The organism is Pelorhabdus sp. sgz311002, assembly GCF_056134285.1.
The window spans coordinates 526,677-541,286 of sequence record NZ_JBWBCL010000001.1; the positions used below are offsets into that span (position 1 = coordinate 526,677).

The window sequence follows — 14,610 nt, forward strand, 5'->3', positions numbered from 1 at the left end:
TGGATGTGCTGGCTTTTGTCAAAACAGATATTGGATTAGTGCGTGAAGTGAATGAAGATCATTATGCTTTTGAGCCGCCAGAGCTTTTAGTTGTGGCCGATGGCATGGGAGGGCATGTGGCAGGCGAAATTGCGAGCCAGTTAGCAATTTCAACGATTGTTGAGTATTTACGGCAGCCTTTTGCCGCCAATAAAACGCAACAGGAGCTAGAGAAGGCTCTACATTTAGCCAATGAGAAAATTTATGAGCGTTCGCAACAAGGACGCCAGTATTTAGGCATGGGAACGACAGTGACTGCCTGTTATATTTTGGGACAAAAAATTTATTGGGCTCACGTCGGGGACAGCCGCATGTATCTTATGCAACAAGGGCTTTTACGGCAAGTGACTGAGGATCATTCGTTAGTTGGTGAATTATTGCGTCAGGGAAGTATTACGAAAGCGGAAGCTGATGTGCATCCGCAACGCAATATTTTAACACGCGCGGTAGGAACAAGCAGTAAAATTCTCGTAGATTCCGGCTGTGCTCAGTGGGAGCCATCGGACTATCTGTTGCTATGTACAGATGGGCTGACCGGTCTTGTTTCGGAAACTGCGATTGCCCAAATGATTTCGACAGAAACGATTAGTCAAAATACGGTCGATTCACTGGTACAAGCGGCGCTAACAGCCGGGGGCTATGACAATGTTACTGTAATTTTGGCGCAAAATGAGGGAGAATCTTAAATGGGACAGCTTCGATCCCGACAGGAAGCTTTATTGCTTGTTTGTGCATCACTCATTTTAATAAATGGTCTTTTGGTTGTTTGTCTAGCTCATAACACGATGGATCTAAAGGTGCTTTTACCGGCCGCTTTATTGATTATCGGCGCGTTTATTGTTCATTTTATTGTTCGTCGCTTAGCGCCTTTTGGCGATCCATTCTTTTTTTCCGGGGCTTTTATGCTTGCAGCCCTTGGTCTAACTATGATTTACCGACTGAAGCCTCAGCTTTATTTTTCGCAGACCTTATGGGTAGGAATTGGCTTTTTCCTCTTTTTGCTTGGCTCGTGGTATTTTCGCCAGATTGAGAAATTAGCAAGTTATAAGTATATCTTTGGTATTTTGGGAATTGGGCTACTATTAGCTGCCGTGATTTTCGGCGTAGAAATCGGCGGTCATAAAAGTTGGATTGTTTTAGGTCCCATTCGATTTCAACCGTCCGAATTCGCTAAAATCTTTGTCGTGCTTTTTTTAGCAGGTTATCTGAATGAGAATAGAGAATTGCTCCGTTTTGCTACAAGACGGTATGGTTTTTTTGAAATACCAGAGCCGCGTTTTTTGGCACCATTACTGCTTCTCTGGTTTTTAACAACGGTCATGTATATTTTTCAAAGAGATCTTGGCTCCGCGCTGCTTTATTTTGGCACAGTTGTCATTATGGCTTATATGGGAAGCGGGAAGACGAGTTTTATATCTGTTGGCACCGTCTTGTTTTTACTAGGTTCTGTGGTAAGCTATAAATTTTATAGCCATGTACAAACAAGGGTTGATATTTGGCTCGATCCTTGGCAAGATCCTTCCGGCGGGGCCTATCAAATTGTTCAGTCGCTCTTTGCTTTAGGTAGCGGTGGTCTCTTTGGTAGCGGTTTAACTTATGGATTTCCAGAGTTGATTCCGGAAGTGCATACTGATTTTATTTTTGCAGCGATTGGCGAAGAACTTGGGTTTGCTGGTGCTGGCGGTACGCTATTAATCTATTTGTTTCTTGTCTACCGAGCTTTTCGTACGGCTATTTATGCTAAGACGCCTTACCAAGCGCTGGTTGCTGGCGGACTTGCGACTGTTTTTGCTCTACAGGTATTTTTGATTGTCGGTGGTGTTATCAAATTCTTCCCACTTACGGGGATTCCTTTGCCTTGGATCAGTTATGGCGGCAGCTCCCTTGTGGCAAATTTCATTATGCTTTCCATGCTTTTTGCCATTTCAGGAAGAAGGTCAAACCATGGATAATATACTCATAGGATCAATTCGTAAAGCAGCCTACTTTTTACTAGGTCTTCTTTTGCTGCTGTTGTTTTACTTAACGTATATTCAATTTTATGAGAGTTCTTTTTTATCATCGCATCCGTTAAATCGCCGTAGTGCTTTGCTTTTAAAGCAAGTGGAGCGAGGCGACATTTTAGATCGCAATGGTAAAATTCTTGCTCAAAGCCGTAAGGAAAAGGGTGGCTTTGTCCGCGAATATCCGCAAGGTTCGCTCTTTGCTCAGGTGATCGGTTATTCTGATGAAAAATTGGGTAAAACAGGCATAGAAAGTACTGCCAATGGCGAACTCTCTGGCATGAGCGATCCTTGGCGTCGCTTAGGCGCCATTAGTCATGTTTTTTTCCCGCATCAAGGGCACTCGGTTATTTTAAATCTCGATGCCGATTTGCAGCAGGTTGCTTATCAGGCGCTAGGAAATCGTAAAGGCGCTGTTGTAGCTATTTCTCCCAAGACCGGGCAGCTACTCGCTTTAGTGAGCAAGCCGTCGTTTAACCCGAATCGGATTGCGGAAGAATGGCAGAGTATATCAACAGATAAAAATGCGCCACTTTTAAATCGAGCCCTGCAGGGGCTTTATCCGCCAGGATCGACCATGAAAACTTTGACAGCCGAGGCCGCATTTTATGAAAAACTGGCAAATCCGCAGAAAATATATCGATCCGATGGGTTTTTAAAAATACCGCCTGATTATGTGTTGCATGAAATTCAAGATAAAGCCTATGGTGATCTCACCGTCAACCAGGCTTTTGCCGTTTCTTCCAATGTCGTTTTTGGCAAGTTGACTTTAGAACTTGGCCGCAGCCGATTAAGTAAAGCCTATGAACGATTTGGCTTTGATAAGGCTCTCGATGAATCTTTAGAAGGAGAAAAGCCGCGTTTGCCGAATTTTAAAGATCTTGGCGATGGTGATTTGGCGCAGACGGGAATCGGTCAAGGTAGCTTGGTGGCATCGCCTTTGCGTATGGCTATGTTGGCAGCGGCGCTAGCCAATAATGGACAGATGATGGAACCTTATTTAATTCAAAAAGTTGTGGATTATGATGGTCGCATCTTGCGGCAGAATTCGCCGAAAACATGGCTTACGGCTACAACCCCGGAAGTGGCTGCTTTCATGAAGCAGATGATGATTTATGAAGTAGAAAAAGGTACGGGCCGCGGCGCTGCATTAGGCGGCGTGACGGTTGCTGGTAAAACAGGAACAGCGGAAAATCCCCATGGCGATGATCATGCTTGGTTTATTGGTTTTGCTCCGGCGGAAAATCCCGTTATCGCTGTAGCAGTGATTATAGAGAATGGTGGCGGCGGTGGTGCTGTAGCGGCCCCTGTTGCTCGTAGAGTATTTGAAACGGCACTACATTAAGGAGGTGAATGGTTTTGCTTATCAATCGAACACTTGATAATCGTTATACAGTGCTCGAACTCGTCGGCGGTGGCGGTATGGCGGAAGTGTACCGTGCTCATGATGAATTACTGGATCGCTATGTGGCAGTCAAGGTATTGCGTTCTCAATTTACATCCAATGAAGAATTTGTGCGGCGTTTTCGCCGGGAAGCGCAGGCGGCGGCAAAATTATCTCATCCTAACATTGTAAATGTTTATGATGTCGGACGAGATGACGATATTTATTATATTGTAATGGAATTTATTTCTGGCGAAACCTTAAAAGAAAAGATTGATCGCGAGGGCATTTTACCTGTGGAGACAGCCGTAAGAATTGCTGATGAAATTGCCCAAGCGCTTGAAAATGCCCATCAAAACCATTTAGTCCACTGTGATATTAAACCTCATAATATTATGGTTACCAGTTCTGGGCGGATTAAAGTTACAGACTTTGGGATTGCCAGAGCCGTCACTTCAGCAACGATGGTTCATACAGGTACAATTATTGGCTCTGTTCATTATTTTTCGCCCGAACAAGCCAAAGGCGCGCCAGTGAGCGCTCAATCGGATATTTATTCATTAGGTGTAGTTTTGTATGAAATGCTTACAGGCAAAGTTCCCTTTAACGGTGACTCACCAATTGGAATTGCCATACAGCATATTCAAGAAAGGCTGGTTCCGCCGAGCGAAATCAATCCTGATGTTCCGCCGCTTGTAGAAGCGATTGTCATGAAAGCGATGGCAAAATTGCCTGCTGACCGTTTTGCTACAAGCAGTGAAATGATTAATGACTTAAGGCTTTCACAAGGTTATATGCGTGAAGACAGCACAAGGCTTCTGTCGCGTGAAGAGTATCCGACGCAAATGATTTCAGGCATGTCTGAAGCATTAAAAGAAGCTGGTCATGAACCTACGCGTCTTGTGGCAAAAAACGGAGTACAGCCGAAGCCTTATAATAAAAAATTAATTTTAGCTTTTATCGTCTTTTTTATTCTTTGTTTTGCTGGCGGAGCATTTCTCGCTTTCGGTAAATTTTGGAGCGGAGCAGAAGTCACTGTACCTGATGTAACAGGCAAACAGGTTGAACAAGCGAAAAGCATACTGACAAGCCGGAATCTTCGCGTGTCAGTATCCGAAGTGTTTAATGACAAAGTTCCGATGGGGCAGGTCATTTCACAGTCGCCGGAAGCTGGAAGTGTTGTAAAGGAACAAAGAACGATTAATTTGATTGTCAGTCGTGGTGGGGAAATTGCTACAGTTCCTGATTTACGCGGCTTAAATCGTAAAGATGCGGAAGCCGCGCTCAGAAATGCCGGTCTTAAAGTCGGACGGGTTGATGAGCAGAGTTCTTCCGAGGTGCCGGCTGATGCAGTTATCAGTCAGAATCCGCGACCACCGGCACAAGTCGCTAAGGGAACAGCAGTGGATCTTGTAGTCAATAAAAGTGCGGTCAAAAAAGTGACATTGCCTGATTTTAAGGGCGCTCTGCTTTCCACTGTGACAGCGCAGCTGGAAAATCTTAAATTAAAGGCTGGCTCAGTGACTGAGACGGTCAGTGATAAATATCCTGCTGGTACGATTTTGGAACAGAGACCTGCCGCAGGTGCTGAAATTGCGGAAGGAACTGCCGTTGATTTTACTGTTGCGAAAGGCGGCGGAGGCGGTGGGGTAAAACACGGAAGTCTGTCGGTGACTGTGCCGGAAGGGCCAGCACGCCAGACGGTTCAAATTGTTGTTACCGATAGCAATGGACGGCGCGTTGTCTATGAAAATGTTCATAAACCAGGCGATAAGATTGAAAAGCAGTTAGAAGGAACCGGAACAGTTCGGGTTCAGCTTTATATTAATGGTAGCTTGTCACAGGAACAAAATTTATAAGGAGAGATGCTGGTGCTCAGAAGATATCTATGGTAATGACAGGTGTTGTTGTAAAGGCTTATGGCGACTATTACAGTGTCCAGACAAATCAAAAGGTAATTTTATGTACAGTGAAGGGACGAATGAAACAAGAACGGTTTACCTTAGTTGTCGGCGATCAAGTAGATTATAAGGTAACAGGGGAAGGCAAGGGAATCATCGAGAAAATTCATCCCCGCACTTCGCTATTAAAGCGTCCGCTTGTTGCTAATATCAGTCAAGTTGTCGTAACCTTTGCCTGTTGTAATCCTGACTATTCCCTTGATTTGATTGATCGTTTCTTAGTTCTTGTGGAATCGAGTGCACTGCAGCCTATTCTTTGCTTTAATAAAGTGGATCTAGCTGACCGCGATGAGATGGAAGCCGTAGCAGAAATTTATCGCCGTATCGGTTATAAAGTGTTTTTTACCGATGCAAAATCCGAAGCAGGAATTAGCGAATTACGTGCTTTGCTTGATGGTGAAATCACTGTTTTTTCAGGACCAAGCGGTGCCGGAAAGTCTACGTTGCTTAATGCCATTGAATCAGGCTTACTGCTTAAAACGGGGCAGGTAAGTGATAAAATTGGTCGGGGACGCCATACAACGCGTCACGCAGAACTGCTTCCGTTGAAGTCAGGCGGCTTTGTTGTTGATACACCAGGATTTTCCTTTACGGAAATCACTTTGCCGGAGGATACTGTGAAAACCTGCTTTCCCGAGTTTTATGAGTTACCACAAGCATGTAAATTTAGTTCCTGTCTTCATGATAAAGAGCCGCAGTGTCAAGTGAAGGAAGCTGTGGCTCAAGGCAGAATTTCGTCGAGCCGCTATGAAAACTATGTGACAATTCTGCATGAAGCGCAGGCTAATAAGAAGGGATATGGAAAATGAGTACAATAAAAGTAGCTCCTTCAATTTTATCGGCAGATTTTTCTCAGCTTGGCGCTGAAGTAGCGAAGCTGGAGGAAGTGGGAGCCGACTATATTCACATTGATGTTATGGATGGTCATTTTGTTCCGAATTTGACCTTTGGGGTGCCTGTTGTGGCTGCTATTCGTTCTTTTACTAAGCTGCCTTTTGATGTGCATTTGATGGTAGAAAAGCCTGAGGAATATGTAATTCCTTTTGCGAAAGCTGGCGCCGATATTCTAACAGTTCATGCCGAAGCGACAGTGCATCTTCATAAGCTCTTACAGGAAATCCATAAAGAAAATATGAAAACAGGTGTTTCGCTGAACCCGGCAACGCCGCTTTCCCTGATTGAAGAGGTTTTGCCAGATATTGATATGGTATTATTAATGAGTGTAAATCCTGGTTTTGGCGGTCAGGCCTTTATTCCAGCAGTAACCGATAAGATTGCACGTTTGCGCCGCATGATTGAAGAGCGGGATCTCAAAACGGAAATTGAAGTCGATGGTGGCATCAGCCCTGCTAATGCCAATATTGTTACTGCAGCAGGCGCTACGGTTTTAGTCGCTGGATCAGCTGTTTTTTCCGCGAAAGATCAAGCAGCAGTGATTCGCGCTTTAAAAGGCTGCTAAATTTCTTAACGGTGATATGTTCCTGTTTACTATTTATAAAATGAAAAACGCTTAAATCCCTTGGAATGTAAAGGATTTAAGCGTTTTTGTTTTTGAGTTTATCTTGATACTATTATAAATTAAACACGCAATATTTTGAAAGGTTTGACATATATTGTGATAAATGGTATACTAATTATGAAATGTAAAATGATGTATAATGAAAATTGCATAGTTTGGGATAGGTGCCCGCAAGGGCTTAATAGGGAAGTCCGGTGAAGTACCGGCGCGGTCCCGCCACTGTAATAGGGAGTGAGTCCAAAAAATACCACTGAGGCAAACGTCTTGGGAAGGTTTGGATAAACTATGATCTAGAGCCAGGAGAACTGCCTATCTGTCAGTCACCGTTTTTTTACCCACGAGCGATGGGGAGGGGATTAAATGAGAATAATTTATCTTGTGATGCCAAACCTCCCTGTTTTATGCAGGGAGGTTTTTTAGTATTTCCGAGCAGGGGTTAATTAAATATGTCAAAGTAGGTGCCCGCAAGGGCTTAATAGGGAAGTCCGGTGAAGTACCGGCGCGGTCCCGCCACTGTAATAGGGAGTGAGTCCAAAAAAATACCACTGAGACAAACGTCTTGGGAAGGTTTGGATAAACTATGATCTAGAGCCAGGAGAACTGCCTATTTTATAATCACCGCTATACCTGCGAGCGACGGGGAGGGGATTTGGATAATTGACAGATGCTTTTTAGCAAACATTTTAATTATTTTTCAAATCTCTTGACTTTACGTCAGGAGATTTTTTTGTGTGTTTTACCAAATGTACAGTCTCTTGTGTAAATTATGAAAATATTATGGAGGTATCGTGACCATTTTTGCTGCAGCAATGAGTAGTGATAATAAAAAATTTCTCAGCTTGGCTGTTCCATTGATTATTTCTTCCATTTCAACACCACTCCTTGGCGTAGTCGATACGGCTGTCATGGGGCGATTCCCTCAGGCGGCTTATATTGGCGGCGTAGCAATTGCTACTTTGATTTTCAATACTATGTATTGGCTGCTTGGTTTTCTTAGGATTAGTACTTCTGGGTTTAGTGCGCAGGCTAGTGGGACAGGAGATAAAAAGACTATTACCTCTGCGCTGTTGCGGCCTATGGCGATTGCTTTTATTTTGGGCGTACTGCTTGTAGTCTTGCAGTATCCAATCAAAATTGCCGCTTTTATGCTAGTGACACCGAGTGATGCTGTCAGGACATTAGCAGAAACCTATTATGATATTCGAATTTGGGGAGCGCCTTTTGTATTGACTGGCTATGTAATGAATGGCTGGCTAGCAGGCATGTCTAAAGTCAAACTGTCCCTGTGTTTACAGATCTTCATGAACATCTTGAATATTTTACTGGTATTACTGTTTGTTCGGATAGGGGGCATGGCTGCCGATGGTGTGGCAACAGCAACCCTCATTTCGGAAATAGCGGCTACGGTCCTAGGGCTTGTTTTGATTTACCATATCAAAGAAGTGTCAATTACCGGGATTTCCTTGGCGATATTCTGTAATATAGCGGCGTTCACCGCCATGATGAAGGTCAATAGGGATTTATTTATACGAACAGTATGCCTCTTGTCAGTATATAATCTGATGGCTATATACGGCATGCGATATGGGGAGGTTGTACTAGCGGCTAATGCTGTATTGATGCAAATTCATTTTGTTATGGCCAATTTGCTCGGCGGGATCGGCAATACCGCTACAATATTAGTGGGGAAAGCCATAGGAGGAAAAGATGGTAAGTTGTACAAAAGTACAGTCCAATTAACTGCATTTTGGGGCTGGGTTACGGCATTTCTTTTGTTTGGCGGGGTTTGTTTATTTAAAAACGCGGTGATTGGACTTTTTACTAATCTTAGTGAAGTGAAGCAACTAGCTGACCTGTATATATATTGGGTCGGTCTATTTCCTTTGAGCGCTGTTTGGGGGCTGCAGCTTTATGGCATTTTTGCAGGCGCAACATTGTCGACTCCTATCAGGAATTCTATGCTCTATTCGCTATTGGGCTGTCTCATTGTTTTTTTATTAGGAGAACCATTCTTAGGAAACCATGGCATATGGTTGGCCTTTACGGTATTCAGCCTGGGAAGATCGATATTTCTTTGGATCTATTTACCAGGGCTTAACAAAAAAGTTGCAGTCATTGCAGAAAAATAAAAAGAAGCGTTAATAAAAAGAAGCGTTAATAAAAAGAAGCGTTAATAAAAAGAAGCGTTAATAAAAAGAAGCGTTAATAAAAAGAAGCGTTGTTCCCAAATAACAATATAGCTAAAACAAAGGAGCGGGTGTCTTGACTAAAAAACAATTTATGCAGCGTTTGCTGCAAATGGGCATTACCCTTATTGGCGTAAGCTTTCTGACATTTTGCCTAATGTATCTTTCACCAGGGGATCCAGTAGCTATGCTGCTAGAGGTAGGAGATACCATTGTGTCGGAAGAAACAATTGCGGAGACAAGGGCTCAGTTAGGTCTCGATCAACCATTTCATGTTCAGTATTTTCTCTGGGTTACTGGTGTCTTACAAGGCGATATGGGCATGTCCTATTCGGCAAAAATGCCTGTAGCTGAGCGGCTCTGGCAATGTTTGCCTGGTACATTGGCGCTAGCAGGTTCAGCTCTTGTTATGATGCTACTTATTTCAGTGCCTTGCGGTATTCTTTCCGCTGTATATAGAAATCGCGCCGTAGATTATTTGATTCGCGGTTTTTCTTTTGTGGGCGTGTCCATGCCGAGTTTTTGGGTAGGACTTATTTTATTGTATATTTTTGGCCTGAAACTACGGCTGTTTCCTATTGCTGGCGGTGTAGTGTCTTTGGACCGAATCGTATTGCCCGCGTTTACCCTAGCGATTGCCATGTCTGCAAAATATACGCGGCAGGTGCGGACTGCCGTACTAGAGGAACTAGGGCAAGATTATATCATTGGTGCAAAGACTAGAGGACTTCCTCTGAAAAAAATTATTTGGCGGCATGTGCTGCCGAATGCCTGCTTACCGCTCATTACTTTGCTGGGGCTATCTATTGGGTGGCTTCTGGGCGGGGTGGCTGTAATTGAGATGGTTTTTTCCTGGCCGGGGCTTGGCAAGATGGCTGTGCATGCTATTGAAATGCGTGACTATCCTCTGGTACAGGGGTTTGTGCTTTGGATCGCCGTGTTATATACAGCAATGAATTTATTAGTGGATGTTTCTTATACTTTGCTTGATCCACGGCTGAAGAAAGGCGGGAACTAAGTGTCACTTAGGGAAAAAGACAAATTTTTGTTTGGATTGTATTCGTTTTTAGTACTGTTAATTGCTGCTATTGCCATTTTTGCGCCATGGCTAGCGCCATATGACCCCTATGAGGCGACCATGCGGCATTCGCTGTTGGCACCATCGACTGAACATGTACTTGGAACAGATAAACTGGGCCGTGACTGCTTGACCCGAATCCTCTATGGAGCTCGGACGTCTCTGCTTATGACTTTATCCCTAGTTGTTCTTATTTCAGGGATAGGAACGTTTATTGGCATTCTTTCCGGCTATTTAGGCGGTAAAGTGGATATGGCGCTCATGCGTTTAGTTGATATGATGTTAGCCTTTCCGGGAATCGTGCTGGCGATTGCTATTGCCGGTATGCTGGGCGGAAATATACTAAATACCATTTTAGCCCTAGCAGTGGTTAGCTGGACTAAATATGCTCGATTGGGACGCAGTCTTACCTTGAAATTGCGTGAGCGTGATTTTATTTATGCAGCAGTAACGAATGGCACAAAGCCGCTGCAAATTTTGCGGCATCATATTTTGCCGAATGCTTTACCGACCATTGTGGTAACAGCGGCGATGGATATTGGCACGATGATCATGGAACTTGCTGGGCTATCTTTTTTAGGGTTCGGCGCTCAGGCGCCTACTCCGGAATGGGGTTTGATGCTCAATGAAGGGAGACAGCATATCCAAACTGCCCCTTGGCTTATGCTTTATCCAGGGATCGCTATCTTGATGGTTGTAGCAATATTTAACTTGTGGGGTGATAGCCTACGAGACATTATGGATCCACAGAAAGCAAATTGAGGAAATGAGAGAGGGAGAATTCTGTGAAAAAATGGACTAAATTCATCTGTGTAACTTTATTGTTTTGCCTGGCCGTAAGTGTTATGGCAGGATGCGGGAGCAGCAAGTCGGAAGTTGATCAGAAAACGCTGAAGTTTGGGGTAACAAATTTTGCCGACTCTCTGGAGCCAACAGAAAATTATTTTGGTTGGGTTGTCATGCGGTATGGCATGGGAGAAAGTCTTGTAAAGTTTGACGAAAAAATGAAAGTAACGCCTTGGTTGGCCGAAAGCTGGCAAATCAGCAGTGATCATATGACCTGGACCTTTAAAATTAGAGATGGCGTAAAATTTTCAAATGGCAAACCGCTAGATGCGGCTGCCGTCAAGGCTTCGCTAGAAAGGGCCTTTGCCAAAAATAAACGGGCAGTAACCTTTTTTAAATATACAGAAATGTTGGCTGATGGGCAACAGCTCACGATCCGTACAGAGAAGCCGGAACCAAATCTGCCGGGCTTTTTAGCTGATCCTCTATTTTTGATTGTCGATGTATCGGCCGAGGCGCAGCGTAATTTTGCGAAAGAAGGCCCTATTTGCACAGGTCCTTATATGTGCAAATCCTTTGTCAAAGACAAAGCGGTCATGGTAAAAAATCCCTACTACTGGGATGGAGAAGTGCCTTATGAAACCGTTGAAATTCCTTCGATTGATGATCCTAATACCCGCGCAATGGCTTTGCAATCAGGCGAAATAGATCTAGCGGTTAATATTGCGGCAGGCGACATCGGTCTATTTAACGATAGTACAAAGTATCACATTGATAGAATTTCTTCGCTTCGCACAGTGCTTGCCCGAATTAATCAAAAAGGCGTGCTGGGCGATCCCAAGGTGCGCGCCGCCTTTATTAGCGCTTGCGACCGTAAAGCCTATAACGAAGTGATTTTGAAGGGAACTTTTATTGAAGGCAAAGCGCCCGTACCTCCCTCCATGGATTATGGTTTTGACCAGCTTACTGATCCGAACAGTTACAATATGGAACGGGCTAAACAACTTCTAGCAGAAGCCGGTTGGAAGGACCTAGATGGAGATGGTATCCTTGAAAAAGACGGTAAAAAATTGACTGTAGATTTTGTGGTATACAACAGCCGGGCGGAATTACCGATTTATGCTGAAGCAGTGCAATCGGATGCGAAAAAGGTCGGTTTTGATGTAAAAATAAAAACAGTAGATTATAATTTGGTTGACAAGATGGGGATTAATGGAGAATATGACCTTTTGATTTCTAATATTACTACGGCAAATACTGGTGATCCTGAGATCTTTTTAAACTGGTATTGGCGCACCAATAAACAAGGCGATAATCCTCAGAACGGTTCTGGTTACAGCAATCCAGTTCTCGATAGCAAATTTGCCGAGCTGTCGACGGAATTCGATCTTCAAAAGCGCCGCCAGCTCATTATTGATATACAGCAAATTATTATGAATGATGGAGCCGCCTTATTTTTAGGGTACCCAGAAACCAACATCATTGGTAAGGCAGCTCTGGCTGGGGTCAAAATGTATCCTTCTGATTATTATTGGCTGACAAATCAGATTCGACCTGTAAAAAAATAAAGCACTTAGAGGAGAATGGAGATGTTGTTAGAGGTGCAGAGACTTTTTGTCTCTTATGCAGATCAGGACATTGTTCAAGATGTTAGTTTATCCCTTGCAGAAGGAAATGTTCTAGCAATTGTGGGGGAAAGCGGTAGCGGCAAAACAACGATTATCCGCGCTATTCTTGGCTGCCTGCCCCATGAAGGTCGTGTCCGCGAAGGAACGATTTTGTTTGAAGGTAAGAATGTATTAAAAAATGCTGATCAAGACTGGCGCCAACTTTGCGGAACCAAGATCGCAATGGTTTTTCAAGACAGCGGCAGCATGCTAAATCCAATTCAACGAATCGGCAAGCAGTTTGTCGAGTATATCTGTGAGCATTCGTCTATTAAAAAACTAGAGGCCGCTAAGGCGGCGGAAGAAATGCTTAGAAAAATGCAACTGCCGAATCCGGAAAATATTATGAAAAGTTATCCTTTTGAACTGAGTGGCGGTATGCGCCAGCGTGTCGGCGTGGCGATGGCTATGTTTTTTAAGCCGCGGCTGCTGCTGGCAGATGAACCGACATCGGCTTTGGATGTTACGACACAGGCGCAAGTAGTAAAAGAAATGCTAGAAATTTGTCACAAGGATAAAACGGCTATTATTCTTGTGACACATAATATTGGTGTGGCCGCTTATATGTCAGATAGTTTGCTGGTAATGCGCGAGGGGAAAATAGTGGAGTCTGGCAGGACAGCTGATATTATTGCTCAACCTCAAACGGAGTATGTGCGAGAACTGCTTGAGGCTGTACCACAAGTCGGAGGGAAAAGATATGTCAGCTGAAAAAGCAGCAATTCTAGAGATCGATCATGTCATAAAGCGTTTTCCCGTAGCTGACGGACGGATGTTGACAGCTTGCAATGATGTATCATTATCTCTCTATCAAGGAGAAACACTAGGAATTGTTGGCGAAAGTGGCTGCGGTAAAAGCACGCTTGTAAAGCTGATTATGCAGCTCTATGAGGCGAGTAGCGGGGCTATTTACTATCGGGGTAAAGATCTTACGCAGCTTAAAGGCGAAGCGAGGCGACAAAATCGGAAACATATACAGATGGTATTTCAAGACCCATCTCAAGCCTTTAACCCCAAGATGAAAATAAAGGATATCCTTTGTGAACCATTGCGAAATTTTAATCTGTTAAAGAGCTGGGAAGCACCAATACAAGTTACCAAGCTTTTGCAACTTGTTGAATTGCCAGAGGCTTTTGCGAATCGTTATCCTAGCAACATGAGCGGCGGACAACGTCAGCGTATTGGAATTGCCCGTGCGCTGGCTTTGTCGCCAGAGATTCTTGTCTGCGATGAGGCGACTAGCGCTCTTGATGTATCTGTTCAAAAAAAAATCGTGGAACTTTTAGTAAGAATACAACAGGAAAAACATTTATCCATGATTTTTATCTGTCATGATTTAGCATTGGTTGCTCAGATTAGTCATCGCATCGCCGTCATGTATCTTGGTAATATTGTCGAAATACTCGCTGGCAGTGATTTGCAAACTGCTAGGCATCCTTATACTAAGGCACTCTTACAAGCTGTTTTTCCAGTAGCACAAAAAGGAAATTCAGAGGTTCGTCTGTTAGAAGGGGAAATACCAAGCCCGCTCGCCTTGCCGCCAGGGTGTTCGTTTCAAAATAGATGTCCTGAAACCAGAGAAATTTGCAAACAGGAAAAACCTAAATTACAAGCGATTTCAGCGGAACATCGTGTTGCTTGCCACTTAGTGAGTTGCGCTTTAAAAGGTTGCTAAAATTTCTTAAAAGTGATACACTAACAGAGAAGTTGAAAATTACATAATATAGTAAAGATAGCCTTTGGGGCCAGGTGAGAAAGCGTGCTTTCAATTCCTGACCGGCGGTTAAAGCCCGCGAGCCGTTATGGTTGATTCGGTGTAATTCCGAAGCCGACAGTACAGTCTGGATGAGAAAAGGCTGAGTAGATTTGTTTGTGTTGCACAAGCTATTTTCAGGCCCCTTTGTATATTTTTTTCTACAAGTGGCTGAAGATAGCTTGTTTTTGTTTTTCTACCTCGCCCTGACTGAAAGGCAAGATTGCAGGTGAA

At 43.8% G+C, this 14,610-nt stretch carries 12 protein-coding genes and 3 riboswitches; all 12 genes read left to right on the forward strand.

What is annotated here, in order from left to right; translation table 11 throughout:
- Window positions 1–5 precede the first annotated feature (5 nt).
- The 12 genes from AC0NJP_RS02725 (at window position 6) to AC0NJP_RS02780 (ending at window position 14,298) form a co-directional block, all read left to right on the forward strand.
- Window positions 6–725 (forward strand): Stp1/IreP family PP2C-type Ser/Thr phosphatase, encoded by a 720-nt coding sequence (locus tag AC0NJP_RS02725; RefSeq protein ID WP_474698680.1) that lies wholly within the window; start codon window positions 6–8, stop codon window positions 723–725.
- Window positions 726–1,991, forward strand: a complete 1,266-nt coding sequence (locus AC0NJP_RS02730; RefSeq protein ID WP_474698681.1) for an FtsW/RodA/SpoVE family cell cycle protein — start codon at window positions 726–728, stop codon at window positions 1,989–1,991.
- Entirely contained in the window at window positions 1,984–3,387 is a 1,404-nt protein-coding gene (locus AC0NJP_RS02735; RefSeq protein ID WP_474698682.1) for a peptidoglycan D,D-transpeptidase FtsI family protein, read from the forward strand. Before AC0NJP_RS02730 ends, AC0NJP_RS02735 begins: the two co-directional genes overlap by 8 nt.
- A 14-nt stretch (window positions 3,388–3,401) precedes the next feature.
- The gene (gene pknB / locus AC0NJP_RS02740) at window positions 3,402–5,285 is read left to right on the forward strand and encodes a Stk1 family PASTA domain-containing Ser/Thr kinase (protein WP_474038484.1); all 1,884 of its coding nucleotides are present in this window, start codon (window positions 3,402–3,404) and stop codon (window positions 5,283–5,285) included.
- A gap of 29 nt (window positions 5,286–5,314) precedes the next feature.
- A complete protein-coding gene (gene rsgA / locus AC0NJP_RS02745) occupies window positions 5,315–6,196 on the forward strand; it encodes a ribosome small subunit-dependent GTPase A (RefSeq protein ID WP_474038485.1) in 882 nt (293 codons plus the stop codon).
- A complete protein-coding gene (gene rpe, locus AC0NJP_RS02750) occupies window positions 6,193–6,846 on the forward strand; it encodes a ribulose-phosphate 3-epimerase (RefSeq protein WP_474698683.1) in 654 nt (217 codons plus the stop codon). Before rsgA ends, rpe begins: the two co-directional genes overlap by 4 nt.
- A 205-nt stretch (window positions 6,847–7,051) precedes the next feature.
- A riboswitch (cobalamin riboswitch) is annotated at window positions 7,052–7,233 on the forward strand.
- A 112-nt stretch (window positions 7,234–7,345) separates the two neighbouring features.
- A riboswitch (cobalamin riboswitch) is annotated at window positions 7,346–7,528 on the forward strand.
- A gap of 166 nt (window positions 7,529–7,694) precedes the next feature.
- Entirely contained in the window at window positions 7,695–9,035 is a 1,341-nt protein-coding gene (locus AC0NJP_RS02755) for an MATE family efflux transporter (protein WP_474698684.1), read from the forward strand.
- 151 nt (window positions 9,036–9,186) lie between these two features.
- Window positions 9,187–10,110 (forward strand): nickel ABC transporter permease, encoded by a 924-nt coding sequence (gene nikB / locus AC0NJP_RS02760; protein ID WP_474698843.1) that lies wholly within the window; start codon window positions 9,187–9,189, stop codon window positions 10,108–10,110.
- Window positions 10,111–10,932, forward strand: a complete 822-nt coding sequence (gene nikC, locus AC0NJP_RS02765; protein ID WP_474698685.1) for a nickel transporter permease — start codon at window positions 10,111–10,113, stop codon at window positions 10,930–10,932.
- An 83-nt stretch (window positions 10,933–11,015) separates the two neighbouring features.
- Window positions 11,016–12,524 (forward strand): ABC transporter substrate-binding protein, encoded by a 1,509-nt coding sequence (locus AC0NJP_RS02770; RefSeq protein ID WP_474698844.1) that lies wholly within the window; start codon window positions 11,016–11,018, stop codon window positions 12,522–12,524.
- Window positions 12,525–12,545: 21 nt separating this feature from the next.
- Window positions 12,546–13,334 (forward strand): ABC transporter ATP-binding protein, encoded by a 789-nt coding sequence (locus tag AC0NJP_RS02775; RefSeq protein WP_474698686.1) that lies wholly within the window; start codon window positions 12,546–12,548, stop codon window positions 13,332–13,334.
- Window positions 13,324–14,298: an ABC transporter ATP-binding protein gene (locus AC0NJP_RS02780; RefSeq protein ID WP_474698687.1), complete on the forward strand. Its 975-nt coding sequence runs from the start codon at window positions 13,324–13,326 to the stop codon at window positions 14,296–14,298. Before AC0NJP_RS02775 ends, AC0NJP_RS02780 begins: the two co-directional genes overlap by 11 nt.
- 56 nt (window positions 14,299–14,354) lie before the next feature.
- Window positions 14,355–14,484, forward strand: a riboswitch (FMN riboswitch).
- Window positions 14,485–14,610 lie beyond the last annotated feature (126 nt).